The organism is Akkermansia sp. NBRC 115031, from assembly GCF_030268505.1.
Classification (GTDB): domain Bacteria; phylum Verrucomicrobiota; class Verrucomicrobiia; order Verrucomicrobiales; family Akkermansiaceae; genus Akkermansia; species Akkermansia massiliensis.
In genome coordinates this window covers 168,571-188,540 of record NZ_BSQU01000002.1, presented here as the reverse complement: position 1 = coordinate 188,540, position 19,970 = coordinate 168,571, and the positions used below count along the sequence as shown (strand labels likewise).

Below are 19,970 nucleotides of genomic sequence, written 5' to 3'. Positions count from 1 at the left end.
CCCATGCAAGCGCGCGGCGGCCATAAATATCCTCAACCCACCCGCTTCTTGCAAATCCGCAAGCCGCAGACCTTGACACGGAGCACTCCGTTCTCCTCCTTGCGGTAATAAAGGTACTTGGACAAAGCGGCGGCTTTCCCTATCTGCCGCGCATGCTTCGCCTTCCTTTCCCGGCAGCGGTCGAGGTCCGGTACAGTCAAAACCTTCTCCAGCCAGGGAAATTCACTCAACTCATTCAACAGATGTACGCGGGGAAAACGCTCCCGCAGGGACAACTCATAAATTCCGGAAATTTTGCCGTAAACATTGTCCATCAGAAAAACCTCCTTGCCCAGAAGAGCTCCGGAAATGCCCAGATGGAGCCTGTCCGTCAAGATGGCGTCAGGCTGGTCCAGCGCCTTCAAAAGCCAGCGGGTATAGGCAAAAGCGTGTTCCACCTCATCAATCACGCGTACGGAATACACGGAAAGGTCCGTATTCAAAGGGAGTTCCTTCAACGCTTGAGCGTGGCCGGTACTTTCCGGATCATCTCGCAGGCAAACGGCAAGCTTTCCGGCGCCGGGCAACGCTACCAAGGAAGTCTTGACATCCCTTTTCATGCGCTTGCCCCACGCCCGTTCCTCCATCTCCAGAAAAGGCAGCCTGACGGGCCGCTTCTTCAGCATCTCGGGCTCCGCGGCCACGGCCATGTCATCCGCCAGCAGGAATCGCGCCTTCCCATTCCTTGACAGGCAGTAGTCATAACTAGCCCGTTCCCGGCAAAACACGGTAAAACGTTCATCCAGCACATCCACCAGTTCATCACAATCCCTGAAGCTCTGCGGCAGGATCACGCACTTCCGGAGGCGCGGATCCGAAAAAAGGCGTACATAATGAGGCAGCATGCCAAAATAGGGGACAAAACCTCCCCCGCCGCCGTAAACCAGCGTTATTTCCTCCTTTCCTGCAGGGAGTTCCGGGCCGCATGAACTGAAATTCAGCTCTTCCCTTTCAAACAGGGCGACCGTGGAAGCGGCAATCAGGGCATCCCCCACATTCCCCTGGTTCATCATGTAATGGAACGGCCCCAGCTCACGCAGAAGCTCCATCATCGCGTGAACAGGGACAGGGGAACAGGAAATCCGGCTACAATCCATCGCCCTGATTCTACCTTACCGGCCATCAGGACGCAACTACATAGGACGGGGTCGCCTCTCCGGCGTTCCGGCACCTCTAGTTGCCAGCTTTGCGGGACTCCCTCACGCGGTCATTGGCGTTCAGGATGCGCTTGCGCAGGCGGATGAAATGGGGGGTGGCTTCCACCAGTTCATCAGGCTCAATGTACTCAATGGCGCGTTCCAGGGAAAAGGCGACGGGAGGGGAAAGCTGGATGCCGTCCCCCTTCGTGGCGGACCGGATGTTGTTCAGGTGCTTTTCCTTGCACGGATTGACCGGCATATCCATCTGGCGCGGGTTTTCACCAACGATCTGGCCTTCGTAAATATCTTCCTGCGGCCCTACGAACAGACGTCCGCGTTCTTCCAGCGCCACCAGCGCGAACGGCGTGGAAACGCCCGTTTCCATGGAAACCAGGGTGCCGGTGGTACGCGTGGTGATATCCCCGGCGTAGGGGCCGTAATCCCGGAACAGGTGGGAGAAAATGCCGTGGCCGGACGTCAGGTTGACCAGCTCAAACTCAAATCCGATGATGCCGCGGGTGGGAATATAGGCCTGGATGAAGGTGTGGCCCGTGCCCTCCTTGGAAATCATGTCTTCCATCTGTCCCTTGCGGGCGTGCAGAAGCTTCATGACGCCGTTGGCGTGCTCATCCGGAACTTCCACGTAAATCGTTTCATACGGCTCCGTAAGACGGTCACCTTCATCCCTCTTCATGATCACGGTGGGACGGGAAACGCACAGTTCGTAATTCTCGCGGCGCATGGTTTCCACCAGCACGGCAATCTGCATGGCCCCGCGGGCGGAAACGGAGAAAACGCCGGCCTTGTCCGTATCCTCCACCTGGATGGAAATATTCGTCCGCATCTCTCTCATCAGGCGGTCGCGAATCACGCGGGAAGTTACATTCTTGCCGTCGCGTCCGCCGAAAGGCCCGTTGTTGATGGAAAACTCCATGGAAATGGTGGGCGGGTCAATCGCCACAAACGGGAGGGGCTCCGTATCCGCGGAACCGCCCAGGGTCTCACCGATGTTCACGTTTTCAAACCCCGCCACGCCTACGATGTTGCCCGCCACGCCGATGGCCGAATCCGTGGTGCCCAGGCCGGAATATTCAAACATGCGGGTCACCTTGCCGGAAATGCAGGTGCCGTCGCTCTGGTGAAGCCATACGGTATCCCCCTTCTTCACGGTGCCGGAGGTGATGCGGCCAATGGCCACGCGGCCCACGTAGTCGTCCCAGTCAATATTGGAAACGAGCATCTTGAACTCCCCTTCCGGATCGGCATCCTTAGGAGCGGGGATGTGCTCCACAATCTTGAACAGAAGAGGCGTGCAGTCCACAGGAGGTTCCCCCTCCATGGAATTCATGAAATAGCCGTCGCGGGCGGACCCGTACACAAAGGGAGCTTCAAATTGTTCGTCCGTGGCGCCCAGTTCCAGGAAAAGCTCCAGCACCTGGTCATGCACGGCGGCAGGGTCGGCATGGGGGCGGTCGATCTTGTTAATGACCACAATGGGCATCAGCCCTTCCTGAAGGGCCTTGCGAAGCACGAAACGCGTCTGGGCCTGCGGACCTTCAAAAGCGTCCACCACCAGCAGCACGCCGTCCACCATCTTCATCACGCGCTCCACTTCCCCGCCGAAGTCCGCGTGGCCGGGGGTATCCACAATGTTGATCGTGTAGCCGTTCCAGAGGATGGAAGTATTCTTGGCCTTGATTGTGATGCCCTTTTCACGTTCCAGGTCCATGGAATCCATGGCGCGTTCCTGCACGGCCTGGTTGGCCCGGTAGGCTCCCCCCGCCTGCAAAAGTTGGTCGACCAGGGTCGTTTTCCCATGGTCAACGTGAGCGATAATGGCGAGGTTGCGGAACTTGGAGGGGTCTGACATTGCGCGCGAGAGCTAAAAGCACTGGAAAATAAATGTCAAGCCTGCTCCATGAATACCTCCATATATTTTTAACGCGCGCGTGCCTCTCCCGTTGCAGGTGACGGAACTTTTGTTCTCTCCGGTGAATTTATAGCTTCCCCCCCTCTTCAAATGGGGCTATCCTGCTCTGGCATAAATAATTTCTAAATTCTAGACAACGATGAAGATTTGGTTAGATGGAAAGCTGGTGGAACAGGAGGAGGCCAAGACCTCCGTTTTTGACCATGGTACGCTCTATGGAGACGGCATTTTTGAAGGTATCCGGTTTTACAACAAGCGCGTCTTCCGCCTGGAAGACCACATGGACCGCCTGTACAACTGCGCCCATTATCTGCTGCTGGACATTCCCTATACCCGGGAGGAACTCTCCAACGCGGTATGCGAAACGGCGGCGGCTTCCGGCCTGAGCGACGGCTACATCCGCCTGGTGGTTACCCGCGGCGTTGGCAACCTGGGGCTCAACCCCTTCAACTGCAAACGCCCCAGCGTCTTCATCATTGCGGATAAAATCTCCCTGTACGATCCCGCCGTGTATGAAAACGGGCTGGCCCTGATCACCAGCTCCGTGCGCCGCAACCGTCCGGACGCCCTCTGCCCCCAGGTCAAATCCCTCAACTATCTCAACAACATCCTGGCCAAGATGGAAGCTGTGCGCCAGGGCGTAGCGGAAGCCCTGATGCTGAACGACCTGGGCAACGTGGCCGAATGCACGGGAGACAACATCTTCATCGTAAAAGACGGAGCCGTCTTCACGCCGCCCGTCACGGACGGCTGCCTGGACGGCATCACGCGCCGCGTGGTGCTGGAAATCTGCCGGGAACTGCAAATCCCGGCGGAGGAAAAAACCATGAACCGCTTTACCATCACCTGCGCGGATGAATGCTTCCTGACCGGCACGGCAGCGGAATGCGTCCCCGTCACCAAACTGGACGCCTACCAGCTGGGTTCCGGCAAAATCGGTCCGGTGACCGCCCGCATCCTGGCCCGCTTCCAGGAACTGACCCAGACCACGGGAACAGCCTTCTAAAGCCTGGCATTTCCTTTTTGACAGCAAAAACGGCCCCTCCTGTCCGGCGGGGCCGTTTTTTTGCGCCACTGCATCAAAACCCGAAAGCGGCGCAACGCCATTCCATGAAATGTTCAGCTTGAAATCCACAGGAGGAGTGAAGCCGGAACATGAACGGATCAAACGCCTGTTTTTACAGTACGGACCATCAGGAAACACGGTAAAAGAACACATCACCCCGGCATAAACGGAATGCGCTCACCCGGGAATGAATGCCTCCCGGCCTTTAGGGCATACTCCACTCCAGAGCGAAGCGAAAGGATTCTTTAAAAAGCCGTCTCCGCCTTATCTCCCACGCACAAGGACAAAACCGGACACGTTCCGCTTCTGCCCCCATACCGGAACCGTTCCAGCCAGGAAAAAGGCGGGATTACTTCTTCTTCGGCAATCCGGTTTCCGGATCAAACTGCTTGGCCTGCTGGGCGTGCTCCTTCGTCTGGTAGAACCGGACGTAATCAATCAGGAACTTCACGGGATAACCGTTGCCATCCTTCGGAGCCTTTTCACACCAGTTGCCGCCCACGGCGGAATTGAGAATGAGGTAAAACGGCGTACGGAACGGATTGCCCGCCTCATTGGCATAATTGGTGGTATTCAGATCAATGGATTTCACCAGCTTGTCATCCACCATCAGCTTGATGGAATCCTTGTCCCACTCCATGACATACGTATGAAAATCATCGGAGAGGTTATCAATCTTCACCGTGCCTCCGCGGGAAGCATCTTTCTTGGACACGCCGTCCGGGCTCAAATGGAAGGTGGAATAAACCACATCCGGCTGCTGGGAAATATTCTCCAGCATATCAATCTCTCCATTGACGGGCCAGCCCCACTTGTTCTTGCCAAGCAGCCAGATGGCAGGCCAGATGCCCTTGGTTCTGGGAACCTTGGCCCGAACTTCCAGTCTGCCGAACATGAAATTCTTCGTCTTGATCGTCGTCACGGAACCGGACGTGTAGGGCATGAATTTGGTATTCTTAATCCAGTCCGACGGACTCTTCTTGTAATTGATATTGGCGAACTTCTCAAAGTGGGTCTCCAGGACCAGGCAGCCGTCTTCCAGCCTCATGTTCTTGGGCCGTGCTGTATAGGTCTGCTGGGACCCCTGATTGCGTATCACGCCCAGCTCCGGCTTCCACTTCTTGGCGTCTATCTTGGACCCGTTGAACTCGTCACCCCAAACATAAACCCATCCGCCGGGAAGGGTCTTCGGAGGCTTGGCGTCTTCTCCCTTTACGGACATGCACAGGCAGGCGGCCAACAACACGGCAAACAGGCTCTTCTTCATACGGACCAATACTGTACTTGGAACCGCAGCCTTTCAAACAAAATACGTCCGGACGGGCGCCTTTTCCCTCCCTTCCCTTGCAGGATGGCGGAAATACCCTGTAAAATGGATAGAAACTCTCTTCCGCCGCATGCTATGATTACGGTATGAAGACCACTCCTTCACCCCGTGGCCGGGCCCTTCTTCATCAAACCCCCGTGGGGGCCATCGTCATCGTGGAAAACGGAACGGCCGTCACGCACGTTTTCTTTAGCCGCATGGTGCAACCGGAGCATGTGGAATGGGAGGAAACGCCCCTGCTGCGCCAAACAGCCAGCCAACTGGACGAATACTTTCAAGGTGGCCGCCGCATGTTTGACGTGCCCCTTTCTCCGCAGGGAACGGAATTTGAGCAAACGGTCTGGAAGGCCCTTCAAACCATCCCCCATGGGGAAACCAGAAGCTACGGCGATATCGCCCGGCAAATTGGACAGCCATCAGCCTGCCGGGCCGTTGGGCATGCCAACAACCAGAACCCCATCAGCATCATCATTCCCTGCCACCGGGTCATTGGAGCCAATGGAAAACTGACCGGTTACGCGGGCGGCCTGACTATCAAGCAATATCTGCTGGAACTGGAACAGGGTGCCGTGGCTCCCTTCATGCTGTTCCCGGATGCGGAACGCGCCCGATGGAATACCCCTGCCAGCTCGTGAAAACGGCGGAAAAGCTTGAATTGGCCTACTGCTGCGCGGCGTCCGCCGCCTGCGGAGGCGTCATGGACTTCAAGGCTGCCTTGGGAGACTCAATGCCGAGCCACTGAAGGGGCAGCAATTCTCCCGTCACCTTATAATGCTTGTAAGTCAACCCGGCAAAAACGGCCAGGAAAAACATCAGGACGGCATACAGGGCCATCCACAAATAATTCTTCCGCGCCGTACGGGTGGCCTCATCCGCCAATTGCTGCAAATTCCGCATGGCGGCGGAAGGAGCTGCCTCTTCCTCCCCCGCTTCGGTCGGCTCGGGAATGAGTCCCGGAGAAGGCTCTTCGGCAAACCGGAGCCTGGCATCTCCCAGGGCAATTTCGTCGCCATCGTAAAGAGAGGCGGCGCCCATGGGCGTGAGCCCGTTGATCTTGATTCCGTTAGTTGAACCCAGGTCTTCCAGAACATACGCGCCCTCCTTGAACTGAAGCAGGGCGTGTTCTCCGGACACGGACTGAAAAGGCAGCACTATTTCACAATGTTCGTCGCGTCCGATGCGGGCGAAATATTCGCCGTTCTTCGGAAGAACGATGGTTTTCTCGGAACCGTCGGGCAATTGGATGGAAAGGCGGGGCATGATTCACGGGCATCATGCCATGCCGACGCTGATTTTCAATCCAAAAGACCGTTTGCCCGGCATGCCCGGGAAAAAAGCGGTTGCATGCGCCTCTCCTTCAGAAGGCGGATTCCATGAAGTTCCATCATGCGGCTCCATTTTTCCAGACTTCTGACCAGCAGGAGTTTCCCAAAAGATATTCTTAATAGATAATTCACACACTTTAAATCCCCTATATAAAACGTTCCTCCGGATAGGGAATTGACATCCCGGACCCGCGGCGGCTAACATCAGGCATGAACGCCACGCAAGCATCAACTTTCAAGGGATACAATCTGCTGACGGCCGCCAAATCGGTAATTTCCAAATACGCTGTATTTTCCGGGAGGGCTACCCGTTCGGAATATTGGTACTGGGTATTGGGGCAGACTGCCGTCCTGCTCCTGTTGGACATGGCCCTCACCATCTTCATGATCATCCTGTTTGCCTGCCATCATCCGCAGCAAATGTCATCAACTGAAACTTTTACCTATGGCATGGCAGGTGCCGTTCCCCTTCTGCTATGGAGTCTATTTACCGTGATTCCTTCGCTGGCCGTCACATGCAGGCGCCTGCATGACACCAACAAAGGAGGAATTATGCTGCTGCTTTATCTGGTTCCGCTGATAGGGAGCATTATTCTTCTCATTTACTGCTGTGAAGACAGCCAGCGGGGAACGAACCAATACGGGCCGTCGGAAAAATACCCGGGGTTGCCGTAATTTTCCGGAATTTCCTTTTGCCAAACAGCTTTCCGGTTCACAGGAAAAGTTAGCGGCACATGCCATGGAAAAGCCGTACAGTCCTGCACTTGTCTTGCGTTTTGGGGGGAAATGCTTCATATTCAGAACATGTTTGTTGACAACATCCGCATATTTGCCAGGGCAGGAAAGGGAGGAAACGGGCTGGTCAGCTTCCGCAGGGCCAAATTCGTGCCCAAGGGCGGTCCGGACGGAGGAGACGGCGGCGATGGCGGAAGCGTCATTCTGGAAGTGGACCCGCACACGAATGATCTGCGCTCCTTTTTCTACGACCCCAAATTGATCGCCACGGATGGAGTAGGCGGACAAAGCGCCAAAAAGCATGGCAAAAACGGCAAATCCGTCATCGGGAAAGTTCCTCCCGGCACCATCATCTACCGCAGCAATGCCTCCTCCATGGCGGAGGCGACCTGGCTGGAACGGGAAGGCGAAGGCATCGAGCTGGAAAAAATTGCGGACCTGACGGAAATCGGCACCCGGTTCACGCTGTGCCAGGGCGGCATCGGCGGCAAGGGCAACTGGCATTTCCGCTCTGCAACCAACCAGGCGCCTACGGAAGCCGAGATGGGAACGGAAGGGGAGGAAGGCGTCTTCTTCATGGAACTGCGCCGCATTGCGGACGCCGGACTGGTGGGCTACCCCAACGCGGGCAAAAGCACCCTGCTGGGAGACATCTCGGAAGCCAAGCCCAAAGTCGCCAACTATCCCTTCACCACGCTCCAGCCCATCATCGGCGTAGTGGAATTCGACAGCTTCCGCCGCTGCGTTGTGGCGGACATTCCCGGCATCATTGAAGGCGCGCACAACAACCGCGGCCTGGGGCATGAATTCCTGCGCCACATCACGCGCTGCAAGGTGCTCGTCTTCGTTCTGGACATGGCCGGCAGCGAAGGCCGCGACCCCATTGAAGACCTTCAAAACCTCCGCACGGAAATCAAGCTGTACAGTGAAGACCTGGCCAAACAGCCCTGGTTCGTCGTCGCCAACAAAATGGACCTGGAAGGGGCGGAAGAAAACCTGGCCAACTTCCGCATGCGTTTTCCTAAGGTGGACGTCATCCCCCTTTCCGCGCTCAACGGAGAAGGCATTTCCCGGCTCAAGAGCAAGCTTGACGAACTTGTAGGCTATAAATTCGTTCGTTAAAACCATCCGTTCAACCCTCTCTCCCTTCCACATGACCGCTCCGCTTGCCGCAACGACAGACCCCGACCAGCTCTTGTGCCGTATCGCCGGAATTGGAGACCTCTTCGCCATTGAAGGGGAATTCGTCACCGGCAAGGAAATCCCCAGCGGCCACATCAACACCACTTACAAGGCCACCTACCGCAAAAGCGACGGGACGGAAGACTCCTACATCCTCCAGCGCATCAACGACTATGTCTTCAAGGACCCCAGAGCCGTCATGCGCAATGTGGAGAAAGTCACGCGGCACATCAACTGGAAAGTCCTGCGCCGCCTGAAGGACTCTGCCGGGCAGACCCTCAACCTCTATCCGGCACGCGGCGGCCGCAACTACATCGACATTCCCGGCGACGGCATCTGGCGCTGCTACAATTACCTGGCAGGCACGCATACCTACGACGTGGTGGAAAACACCCGCCAGGCGTACCAGGCCGGATTTGCATTCGGATCCTTCCAGGACTTGATCAGCGACATGAATCCGGACGACATCGTGGAAACCATTCCCGGATTCCACCACACCCGGAACCGCTTCAACCGCCTGGTGGAAGTGGCGGCGCAGGATCCGCAGGAACGCCTTTCCACCTGCCTTCCGGAACTGGACTTCATCAAGGCGCGCGAGCAGGACGTGGACCGTCTGCTGGACCTCCAGGCCAGCGGCGTGCTTCCTACCCGCATCACCCATAACGACACCAAAATCAACAACGTCATGCTGGACGAGGATACGGACCACGCCGTCTGCGTCATTGACCTGGATACGGTCATGCCCGGCCTTGTGCTGTACGACTTCGGCGACATGGTGCGCACCGTTACCCCGCCTACGGAAGAAGATGAGGAAGACCTGGACAAGGTGCGCATGCGCATGCCGATGTTCCAATCCATTGTGGAAGGGTATCTGGCCGCCGCCCACGGCTTCCTGACCCAGGCGGAAATAGACCAGCTTGCTTTCTCCGGAAAACTCATCACGCTGGAAATCGGCATCCGGTTCCTGACGGACTACCTGGAAGGAGACCAATATTTCAAGGTTTCCCGCCCGGACCACAACCTCATCCGCTGCCGCACGCAGCTCAAGCTGGTGGAATGCATTGAACAGGAACTTCCGTCCATGGAGCAATATGTCAAGCGCGTGGCCAAGGGGATGTCCAGAAAATAGAGTGGGAGTTCTCCCTCCTTCTTTTCCATTCTCTCCGGGACGGCTATGCCGTCCCTTATTATTTATATTATTTGAACACTGCGGCGATTTCCATAATCCAAGAAACATTCCACGCAATCGCCACAGACCATGTTTGAAATACCGGATATTCAACTCAATCAATATGGCAAGCCGGCAAGGATCATGTATCTGGCCCCGTATGCCCCCGACGCTCCCGATTTCTCCAAAAAACCCTACACGGGCAACGGAGGCTATCCCCAGTACCACTACAACATTTACAAGGCCATTCAGGACATCGGCTATGACGTCGTCTCCTCCTCCAAGCCCTATTCCGTGCAATTCGCCAAAGGAAACGTGGACTATGTATTCTCCCTGATGAACAGGTTCGGCATGTCCAAGCCTGAAATATTCATCTCCTCGTACTGCGAATTCATCCAGGTCCCCTATTTGGGCGCCCCGCCCAACATCCGCGCCATTGCGGAAGACAAGCTCCTGACCAAGCTGGTATTCCGCTCCCTGGGCCTGAACATGCCGGAGGGCATCGGGCTTTCCGGGGAAAAAGGCATTCCGGACAAGGCGCCCTTTCCCGGCCCCTACTTCGTCAAAAAACGGTTTGGAGCCGCTTCCGGCGGTATTCGGGAAGACAGCATCTGCGGCTCCTGGGAGGCGGTAGCCGCGTGCGCCCGGCGCCTGATGGAGGAAGGGCATGAAGTGCTCGTGGAACAATACTGCGAAGGCATTGACGTCACGGTTCCCGTGCTGGGGGGTGAAAAACCCGTCATCCTGGGATACGTGCAGCCGAAATCCGACAAACCGGGCAGCATCATCACGGAAGACCTGAAACTGCATGACCACCTGGGCTACCAGATAGTCTCCGTGCACGGCCTGGAACAGGACATCGCCAACGACGTGCAGAAAGTCTGGGACGCCCTGGGGCCGATGGACTATTTCCGCATCGACTACCGGATTGACTTTGAAAAAGGCGAACGGCGCATCCTGGAAATGAACATCTGCTGCCACCTGGGCAAAAGCGGCTCCATCTGCCTGGCGGCCGCAGAACACGGCTACTCCCAGGCAGACCTCCTCAAATACATCATCGCCTACAGCATGAACAGGCAGAAAAACCTCTGCCGATACGGCACGTGGCTTATCTGACCATGTGCGCCAACAGATCATCCACCTATCATGGCGGGGAGAAGGTTGCTAATCCGGTATCCGGCTGATTGCTTCAAACACTTCCAGCCAGCTTTCCCTGGACGCTTCCAGCCCTCCCAGAGCCATGCCGCGTTCCCGGGCGGCAGCAGCCATGTCCTCCCGGTAATGCGGTTCCCACGCCATCTTGGTGGCGTATGTGATGAAATCCCCGGGGCTTTCGCACAGCCATCCGGTCTTTCCGTGTTCCACCATCTGTTCCCAGCCTCCGCGCTTGTCCACAATAAGCACGCTTCCGCTCGCCATGGCCTCAAAGCCCACGCGCGGCCAATTCTCCGTCGTATCCGTGGGTTGCAACACGATGTGGCATCTTTGGTAAAACTCCTGCTGGGATAGAGACCTCTGGTCATGGAACGTCTCCACCCAGTCGGGCGGCCTTCCGGTCTTCGCCTCGCTCCGCTGATCAAAGCCAAGAAAAGTTCCTCTCTTCCGGACGGGTGAAGCGAAATTCTCGTAAATGTGCCACGTGTCCTTGCTGAATTTGTCCTCATCCTGGCGGGAAATGTGCCCCGCGCCAAACCAGTCCGTGGATCGCTGGACAATGAAGGGAAAATCAGTCGTGTCAAAATACGGCTTGAACGTCATGAACCGGATGGACGGATCGGCATTCAAGGCTCTCAGGCGCGGCATCACGCTCTCCCTCACCTGGTCATTCTGATAAAGAAACAGGGAAATATCACCCCTCTTCATGGCTTCCTTTTCCCGTCCGAAAAGCCAGGTCATGCAATTGACAAACACTGTCTTTCTTGTCCGTTTCCGTATCTCCGGCAGCGCAGCCAGGAACTCTTCATTGCAAAAACTGATGACGGGCGCGCCTTCCGGAATAGCTGACCAGTCGCACCCCTCATGTACCGTGACGCCCTGCCCAACCATTTCCGGATAGAGCTCGGCACGGTGCACGTTTTTTTGGGTGGGAATGAGATGAATATCCACACACATGTGCCTCCAAACCTTAATCTGGTGGTAAAGCTCGGCTCCCGCCCCTCCATAGAGGGACGGAAACCCGATGATGTAGAGAGAGTCCATAGTTAGTTATTCCATTGTAGAGGACATATCCCTAAGAATTAACATATGAATTGTTACTTATTCCTTATTGCCATGTCTAATATTTTTAAGGCATTATCACATCCATCAGTAAAATAATTATCCTTATTTTGAAATAATATCCATTTCCTAACGATGCTGAGTTGATCTTTTGTATAGGAATGATATATATAATCTACTTCTATTTGTACATAGTCCCGTATTCTTTCTGAAAAACAAATTATAATAAGTTTATTCATCATCCATTCCTCAGTGTCTATCATATAATTATTTGCTCCTGATATTTCCTCCATATAGGAATTCCTGATAATAGAAGGGAAAAAATATGAAAGGGCACAGGTCGATGAAAAATTGATAAACTCTGCATTGTGATACCATTGAATGGCAGGAACATCAATCCAACGTTTATTTAAAAATGGTTTGACACATTCTGTTGCTTCATCATCAGGATAATCCGGATTTCCAATGAGCTCCCGAATGTTGGTTGTCGGAAAAAAAGAATTTCCAAGAGGAAACTCTTTTTCCACTTCCTGAATCATATTATTCAGACTCTCATGGGAATAATAAGCCATATTTATATTAATTTTTTTGCTGCCCTATCTACCAAGTCAAGAGCATGAGTACAACCGGATTCATCGTTGTGCTTTCTATTTTCGAATAAAATCCAATTTCTGACTAAGTCAAGTTGTTTTTTTGTATACGAATGATAGATATCATTTGTAGTTTTTATCCGCCAATGCACTTCTTCTCCCCAAAAATTAATTCCAGTTAGTACATTCATCATCCATTCCCTCGTGTCACTCATGTACCTTTTTTCATTTGCTATTTCCTCAAGATAAGAAAGCCTTATGATTGACGGGAGAAAATAGGCAAGAGCACTACTTGCAGCAAAACTCACAAACTCGGCGTTATAGTACCATTGTATAGCAGGAACATCAATCCAGCGTTGGTTCAAAAACGGTTCGCCGCATTCTCGCCCTTCATCATCCGGATGGTCGGGGTTTTCAATGAGATCGCGAATACTACTTGTTGGAAAAACAGGAGTTTCCAACGGAAATGCTTTTTCCACTTCGTGGATCATATTATTGAGAATCTCGGAAGGATAAATCATAGCCATGTTAATTTACGCTTTTTCTTTATTCTCATGCAATAATAACTCTCCGATTCATGCTAGGGCCAGTTTCCTGCCCACAGTGCAGACTTCCTGCCTAACTATTGGATCCATATTTTGCAGGCAAATGTACTTAATATCATCATATCTCTGCCTAGGGGAAAATAAAAGAACAGGTCTAGCATTGATTGAATTAAACTTTAATCAAACATGTAACAAGCTTATGAACTGTATTCTATAAAGGCTGCTTCCATTCTACTTTAAAGGATAGAAGATAGAAATTATATTTATGTTTAGTACTTAAAACATAATACTTGTTACAGACCTCGAACCAAATCCTGCTTTTTCCGATCCACTTTTTCAAAATGCCATCGATATTCATCAAACCGAAAGCACTGTTCTTCATCAAACGATGTGACTGGTGGGCGATACGGTTGGAAAAACAAATACCATATCCATTCATATTTTCCGTCTTCCCTTTCCTCTGGCCACAGAACAGGATAATACAGATAATCTTTATTATTCCATATATTCAAACCGATCTGCTTTCCCAGCAAATGAAATAAAAATTTCACGCATAATAATTCTGGTCGAGAGAGTTTTCCTACGCCTTCTTCTTCAAAAGATTCTTTCGATTCAAAGCCAAGGATACCTAAATCCGATTCACCGATATAACGCGACCAGAAAAATCCGGCCCCATCTGTCACGCCATCTGCAACAAACACCTGTTTAGCCTCTTCTTCCGTGACAATACTTATCACTTTGCGTACATTCACACCCTCATTATTCCACACTATATCGCCTGTTCTAACTGGCAAGCCTTCGGGATAATAAATAGTTTTTTGCATAGAATTATTTTTGTTCTATATTATAAAGGGCCTCCGCCACCAGCGGGATTAGGAGGGGGAGGGCCATCCGGGGCACTTCCTTCTGGTGGAGTTTGTGTGTTTTCCAAAGTAACAGGACCATTCCAATTGCATATGCATGATGGAAATGGAGCCTGATTCATCGTCCATACTTTAACGTGACCTACAGTATCACACTTGTGAGCTCCTCTTTCTCTGGATCCTGGTTTGGCAATGTCATGCCGTTTCGATCCAGCCGGGGGCTTACAGGGTTTACAGCCTTTCCGGGTAGCGATGACAACAGCCGCAGCCGCAGCCGCAACTCTTGCAGCTCTTCGAGATATATTAGATGATGATGTAATGCCTCGAGTCGCTCTTGCTATATCCGCGAGATAAGAAGGAGAGTTGGTCATCGCAGCATCCGGTGTTTTCACTGGGATACTCCCAGTATAATCGATAAACGTGAAAAGATTATTATAAACCATTCTATATAAATTGAAATTACCATCCTCTCCAATGGGCTCCCTATTCAACCATCTACCGTTTAAAATATTATAATATCTGTAATTATAATATACCAGACCTAATTCATCATCCGCATATTCACTGGAGAAACGGAAGGGATTATCCTTCGCCATATTGCCTTCCATCCTGAGAACATTGCCGTATGGGCCGTATTCATACAGGGCGCGGCATTCTCCCTGGGTATCGAATAGACCTGTAGTATTTTTCAACAGATCATGCGTATAAAAAAGGTTTTCCACATAGGTACCCGTTTCGTCGAATGTGGTCATTGCCAGGATTCGTGTTGCCGTGGACTCCATAGGATCCCATAGATAGGTTTTCCGAAGAACGGGTTGCACCGTTTCCGTTGCATTGGCTGCATCCAGTTCCGCAAGTTGGAGAAAACCACAGTAAATAAACCGTTTCCGGGACACCAGCATTTCTCCTTCATAGACTGTTTTTTCCACTCTCCTGTTCAGGTAGTCGTAACGGCATTCCACCCGCTTGGCATCCTGCGTGAATCTGACCGCCTGATTCAAGGCGTTATACTTTACCTCCCACTCGCCTGTAGAGGTTTTTACCTTAATCTGGTTGCCGTCTTCGTCGTACTCCCGTATCAAAGGACTTTCTTCTCCGCCGATAATGGAAGTGTATTGGTTGAGACTATTTGTCTCATAGACGATTGTAACTTCTCCCGTTTCTTCCTGTGAGGGTTCCCGATCACCGGAAATGTACTGGTTGAGATTATTTGACAAATAAACGGTGGGAGCCGCTTCCGCTCCTTCCTGTGAGGTCAACCGGTTACCGATATTGTCATAGGAGTAGCTGTACGTTCCGCCCCGGTTCATCACGTCGGCAACCAGTTCGTCCCGGTCATTATACGTGTAAACATGAGTAAGATCGGGATTGGGAGTATTAAAGTAATCCTTCTTTTCCAGGGGGCGCCCCAGTGCATCGTAAGTATAGTCGACTTTAGCTAAATAGTCGGCGCTCCCGGGACGCTGGTAGGCTATTTTAGTCAGCAAGTCACGTTTTTCCTCCCGGGCATACCATCTCTTGAGGGCGTTGGGATAGGTGAGCGTTTCCAAAAGCCCATGAACTGCATGATAGCCGTAGGTAAACCGGTCGCCTGCACGCCTGAGGGAAACAGTGCCAAGGCGTTTATACATATCATAATTCCAAATGGTTTGAAAAACAACATCATCTTTGTATTGCAAACTATAGCCAGGAAATCGTCCCAGACTGTCTCTTTGGTAGTCAAGCCGGCTGGCAACCAGACCTGCCGTATTTTCCTGTACCGCTTCATTATATTGGTTATAGGAAATCGTGCGCGTACCGGAATCATCCGTTACCTGCGTAAGGAGATTGAGATGGTTATATGTGTAGCCTATGGCCGGCGTCGCATCATTGTGGGTGACAGAGAGCAGATTTCCCGTCAACTCATCATAGCCGTAAGTCGTCATAAGATGAGTTCCCTGTTCATCAACCGTCCGGGCTTGTGATTTGGTCACCAGCCTGTTCCACCCGTCATAGGAATAGGTTTCCCCATGCCCGTCAGCATAGGTTTTTGCCGTCATGAGGCCGGAGCCTTCATCATAGCTCCACACGGTGGTATCGCCATCCGTCCGTTCACGCGGATCACCTGCTATGGTTTCTTCCGGAGCCCGGAAAGTTTTGAGTTCTACCAACCTGTCCGCATCGTCGTAAGCAAAAACAGAGGGCTGCGCTGCCGTACCATATTCAGCAGTCTTGCGTCCGCGCAAATCGTAAGCATAGCAAGCCGTTTTCCCCAGTGCGTCCGTGATGCAGGAGGGCAATGCCGTCACCGGATCATAGACAGTCGTAACCGTATTGCCGGCAGCGTCTGTTCTCCCGGTTTCGCGCCCGGCAAGATCAAACATGATCGTGGTTTCATTGCCGCGCGTGTCCGTAAGGATTTCCTTTTTCCCCGTGGCCGTGTAGGAACGCGCCGCAGTCGTAGTCATGTTTGCGAAATCCTTTTTGGAGACTTCATACCCATCAATGACAAGCACTTCTGCAATGACTATGGAATCAGGAACCTGTTTCCTGATTGTACGTTTGCCGGGAGCCGTATATTCCATCCATTCCGGAATTTCATTGCCTCTCGTATCCGAAGAGATGATCTTTTCAGCAACGACTGGAGACAGGAAAGAGACCAGCCTCGCCGTGCTTTTCGAGTAAGGCAGCCCGTAACTATTGTAATTCACCACAGTCTTCACACGGTATATGCCGTCTTCCCTCCGTTCACAGGCATAGGAGTATTCTGTTATATGGGAGTTAGCCGGAGCAGGTTCTTCCGCCAACTTCCAGGTCTCTTTCACCACGTTGCCGAAGAAGTCATAGTCGTAGAGCATCGGAGCCATGCCGTCCGTCCCTTTCCGCAACAGCCTGTTCTTTGTATCAAAACTGTATCGTTCATGGATGAGGCCGCCGTTGGCATTGGCCCGGGAAAGACGGACTACGTTGCCCCAGCCATCCGTTACAGATTGTTCCATAAGGACCGGTTCCCCGGCTTCCTGCGGTATAAGGGTGGAATGGAGAATCCCTTCTTCCGTGCATTCCGTTTGATAAAGCAAATGCCTCTGTCCCGTTCCGCTTTGTTCCAAAATGGTTCCATCCGCATGGCGGCGGGTGACAAGCGTGGCTCCTGCCGGCGTGGTAGCGGTTTTCGTCAATCCATCCTCACTATAGGCATAGGCATGGTCTCTCCCAAGCACGTCCGTTTCACGAACAAGCTGCCCCAGCAGGTTGTATTCCCGCCCTTCACTGGTTGCCATGGGACCGACGTCCCGCCGTATCGCCAGGGCTCTGCCAAAAGCGTCCCGCGTGTAGCTGACAATGGTCTCCGGAGTAGTTTCCGTAGCCGAACGAATGGTTTCCACAAGCTGGCGGGCCGTGTTGTAGGAGTAGGTGGTCATTACTCCGTCTTCATCCTTTTCCCACAAGGGGCCGCAACACATCATTTCACGTTCCGTCACGCGTTCGTTGCCGCGCGTGCGCTTGATCCATCGCCTCTCCTTGTCATATTCGTAGTCCGCCGTATCTGTCAATGCCCAGGTTCCATCCATCAGAAAAGCGTATTTTTCTATCCGGGTGTTGGTGCCCTGTGCGGACACGTAAGTCAATTTGCGCTTGCTCTGCCCCGGCACAGCCTCTCCCCCAACCCGGGTTTCCGCCGTGATCCTGTACAGGGCGCCGTATTGACTGTCTGCTTCATACTCGTAAGAGGTCTGTACCCCATTGACGGCCTGCCGCATCTTCAACCGGCCCCTTGCATGGACATTGGAAGCTGAGGGCATCCATGTTTCCGTTATTTCCACTTGCTCTCCTTCCGCACCCAGGGCAGCCGTCCGCTTGGTCACACGGCGCACATCATTGGCTTCCTCATAGGTGTAGTGCGTGTCCCTTAACCGTACAGCTTTGATGGTAAGAACGACATATTGGTGGATGATATCCGGATCCGGACGGTCCGAGTACCGGTAATAGGTGTAGGTGCCTTTTCTTTCCCCTCCGGACCAGGGTTCCATGCGAACTGTTTCACGACCAAAAGCGTCGTAGGCCCACGTCTTGACACTCCCGTCGGGAGCAGTTTCCCGTGACAGTTTTCCTATGCTGTTATAATCGTAAGTGGTTTCCCGGGCATAATCAGTGCCGTAGGCTTCAATTCGGCTGGTGCAAAGGTTCCCCTTGGAGGTCTGTTCATAAGTTTCACACACGCGAGAAATGGGTGTTCCTGTTTCTCCGCGCTGAACGGTAGTGATCAATTTCCATGTGGTGGAAGTGATAGCCTGTTTTTCCCGCAGGGTGTAAATGGCGTCTTCTCCTTCACCCTGGGACATGCACCAGGCGCCTCCCATTCCCTGCCAATAACGGGTGACATAGGGGGAACGGCCTTCAGCCTGTTCCGTGACCGTGAGTTTGCTGGTTGCCGTATCTCCGGAAATGGAGAAAGTCTTAAACGGAGTACCCGTGACGGGATAAACGCCATTCGCTTTTTCCCCCACCTGCTCCGGCAGATAAAAGGCAATCACATAGCCGTCAGCCGTCACATGTTCAATGCTGGCAAGGCCATCCCACAGGTTCCATATCTGGCGGATGTTTCCGTCACTCCCCCGCACGATGTCCAGATATTGGGAAAAATCCTGCGCCGTATAGGAAGAACCAAGCTTGGAAACATACCCGGTAGCGTTCTTTAGGGAAGAGAGTGAAGCCCCTCCGTACAGAACGGAATTTCCCCTGTTATTGCTCACGCGCATTTCCGTAGAAAAAAGAGAAGCTGCATTGGCAGTACGGCTGCTCTCTTGGGCGTAAGTCATGGAAACGGAGCCACCCCGTTTCTTGGACCCGCCTATGGAGCCTGCGCTGGCCGCGCCAGCATAGCAGTAATAATTGACATTGGTACCCCCATTCCTGATCTGAAAAGCCGTGTCCGCTCTCAAGCTGCCTCCGGGAGGCGGCTGGATACTGCTTGCCATCGGGTGCAGGTATTGAAGAGCGGCGGGCGTCCATAATTTGGAAGAAAAGTTGTAAGCTACAATTTCCAGCATGCCATAAGGCATTCCTTCCATCCCCCGGAAAGCTCCGAAATTGGTGCGCCACACCATGCTGGTTTTCCTGGTCTGAGTGGTTACGCGCTTACCGGCGGAAGAAATGCTGCCGTACAGGGAGGCGGAAGAAAACCTGCTGCGAGCTGTGGGAGGGGGTTCCGCTCCTCCCGTGTTATCCATGCATCCGTCTGAAGAGGAAGGATTGCCCACCGGCTCATCACCGTCTTCATCTCCCCCATTGTTGCCGTCCGGACATGGATTGCTGGAGCTGCTGTTGGGAGAACTGCTGCTCCCTCCGCTGCTGGAACCGCATGGATCGTCTTCGCCTTCGTCGTCATTGTCCACCGGTTCCGTTTGCGTATCCGGAGGGACATAGGAAGAGGAAGAACCAGTCTGATGGTCAGTGATGACCACGTTCATATCAAAGGTAAGCTTGGCAACATTCTTCTTATGGTCTTTGAGGGTAATGTTTTGATATTCCAAATGAGCCTCATGCTTCCCTCCCTCGATGTCAAATGAGGTTTCCTTCGGATCATAGGTACCGCCTCCTTCCGGCCCGCGCGGACCGAGGTTCATGATCTCCTTTTGATCCACCGTCAGCGTCGCCAAATCATCGGCACCCATGGTGACAAAGCATTTGGCCGTTTCAGAAGGCCCCAGCGGGCGCACCTCAAATTCCCAATTCCAATTCCGGTCAAAAGCATCCGGAGTGCTTTCATCGATGGGCGTCGGTTTTCCTCCGCTGTCGGAACTGCGCCCCCCTGTCAGGGAATTAATATCGTCGTTAAATTGTTCTTTCATGGTTGAAATAGAT

16 protein-coding genes are annotated in these 19,970 nt (G+C 53.0%); 7 read left to right on the top strand and 9 right to left on the bottom strand.

Features of this window, described 5'->3' with window-relative positions:
- Positions 1 to 32: 32 nt before the first annotated feature.
- Entirely contained in the window at positions 33 to 1,091 is a 1,059-nt protein-coding gene (locus tag QSJ36_RS03540) for a polysaccharide pyruvyl transferase family protein (RefSeq protein ID WP_180971091.1), read from the bottom strand.
- Between the two features lie 121 nt (positions 1,092 to 1,212).
- On the bottom strand, positions 1,213 to 3,048 hold the full coding sequence (gene typA / locus QSJ36_RS03535) for a translational GTPase TypA (protein ID WP_022396370.1): 1,836 nt from the start codon (positions 3,046 to 3,048) through the stop codon (positions 1,213 to 1,215).
- 199 nt (positions 3,049 to 3,247) lie between these two features.
- Between typA and ilvE the strand changes: the two genes are divergently transcribed.
- Complete coding sequence (gene ilvE, locus QSJ36_RS03530; protein WP_102729829.1) at positions 3,248 to 4,114, top strand: branched-chain-amino-acid transaminase; 867 nt, start codon at positions 3,248 to 3,250, stop codon at positions 4,112 to 4,114.
- 409 nt (positions 4,115 to 4,523) lie between these two features.
- Here the strand turns inward: ilvE and QSJ36_RS03525 are convergent, their stop codons facing one another.
- Positions 4,524 to 5,441: a glycoside hydrolase family 16 protein gene (locus tag QSJ36_RS03525; RefSeq protein ID WP_022396372.1), complete on the bottom strand. Its 918-nt coding sequence runs from the start codon at positions 5,439 to 5,441 to the stop codon at positions 4,524 to 4,526.
- A gap of 146 nt (positions 5,442 to 5,587) precedes the next feature.
- Here QSJ36_RS03525 and QSJ36_RS03520 point away from each other — a divergent pair, with 146 nt between their 5' ends.
- A complete protein-coding gene (locus tag QSJ36_RS03520; RefSeq protein WP_285466982.1) occupies positions 5,588 to 6,136 on the top strand; it encodes a methylated-DNA--[protein]-cysteine S-methyltransferase in 549 nt (182 codons plus the stop codon).
- A 25-nt stretch (positions 6,137 to 6,161) separates the two neighbouring features.
- Here QSJ36_RS03520 and QSJ36_RS03515 read toward each other — a convergent pair whose 3' ends face one another.
- Positions 6,162 to 6,761 (bottom strand): FHA domain-containing protein, encoded by a 600-nt coding sequence (locus tag QSJ36_RS03515; RefSeq protein ID WP_022396374.1) that lies wholly within the window; start codon positions 6,759 to 6,761, stop codon positions 6,162 to 6,164.
- 19 nt (positions 6,762 to 6,780) lie between these two features.
- Here QSJ36_RS03515 and QSJ36_RS03510 point away from each other — a divergent pair, with 19 nt between their 5' ends.
- The 5 genes from QSJ36_RS03510 to QSJ36_RS03490 all read left to right on the top strand — a co-directional run bounded on the left by QSJ36_RS03510 (position 6,781) and on the right by QSJ36_RS03490 (position 11,027).
- Complete coding sequence (locus QSJ36_RS03510; RefSeq protein ID WP_257228122.1) at positions 6,781 to 6,915, top strand: hypothetical protein; 135 nt, start codon at positions 6,781 to 6,783, stop codon at positions 6,913 to 6,915.
- 121 nt (positions 6,916 to 7,036) lie between these two features.
- Positions 7,037 to 7,501: a DUF805 domain-containing protein gene (locus QSJ36_RS03505; protein WP_102731243.1), complete on the top strand. Its 465-nt coding sequence runs from the start codon at positions 7,037 to 7,039 to the stop codon at positions 7,499 to 7,501.
- Positions 7,502 to 7,630: 129 nt separating this feature from the next.
- A complete protein-coding gene (gene obgE, locus QSJ36_RS03500; protein ID WP_102727343.1) occupies positions 7,631 to 8,683 on the top strand; it encodes a GTPase ObgE in 1,053 nt (350 codons plus the stop codon).
- 31 nt (positions 8,684 to 8,714) lie between these two features.
- Entirely contained in the window at positions 8,715 to 9,872 is a 1,158-nt protein-coding gene (locus tag QSJ36_RS03495) for an aminoglycoside phosphotransferase family protein (protein WP_022396377.1), read from the top strand.
- A 129-nt stretch (positions 9,873 to 10,001) separates the two neighbouring features.
- The gene (locus QSJ36_RS03490) at positions 10,002 to 11,027 is read left to right on the top strand and encodes a hypothetical protein (RefSeq protein WP_102721583.1); all 1,026 of its coding nucleotides are present in this window, start codon (positions 10,002 to 10,004) and stop codon (positions 11,025 to 11,027) included.
- A gap of 48 nt (positions 11,028 to 11,075) precedes the next feature.
- Here the strand turns inward: QSJ36_RS03490 and QSJ36_RS03485 are convergent, their stop codons facing one another.
- From QSJ36_RS03485 to QSJ36_RS03465, 5 genes are all read right to left on the bottom strand, one after another.
- Positions 11,076 to 12,110, bottom strand: a complete 1,035-nt coding sequence (locus QSJ36_RS03485) for a glycosyltransferase (RefSeq protein ID WP_285466975.1) — start codon at positions 12,108 to 12,110, stop codon at positions 11,076 to 11,078.
- A gap of 53 nt (positions 12,111 to 12,163) precedes the next feature.
- Complete coding sequence (locus QSJ36_RS03480; RefSeq protein ID WP_285466973.1) at positions 12,164 to 12,667, bottom strand: hypothetical protein; 504 nt, start codon at positions 12,665 to 12,667, stop codon at positions 12,164 to 12,166.
- Between the two features lie 35 nt (positions 12,668 to 12,702).
- Entirely contained in the window at positions 12,703 to 13,245 is a 543-nt protein-coding gene (locus QSJ36_RS03475; protein WP_022396381.1) for a hypothetical protein, read from the bottom strand.
- A 311-nt stretch (positions 13,246 to 13,556) separates the two neighbouring features.
- Entirely contained in the window at positions 13,557 to 14,087 is a 531-nt protein-coding gene (locus tag QSJ36_RS03470) for a hypothetical protein (RefSeq protein ID WP_022396382.1), read from the bottom strand.
- 20 nt (positions 14,088 to 14,107) lie between these two features.
- On the bottom strand, positions 14,108 to 19,780 hold the full coding sequence (locus QSJ36_RS03465; protein ID WP_285466970.1) for an RHS repeat-associated core domain-containing protein: 5,673 nt from the start codon (positions 19,778 to 19,780) through the stop codon (positions 14,108 to 14,110).
- Positions 19,781 to 19,970 lie beyond the last annotated feature (190 nt).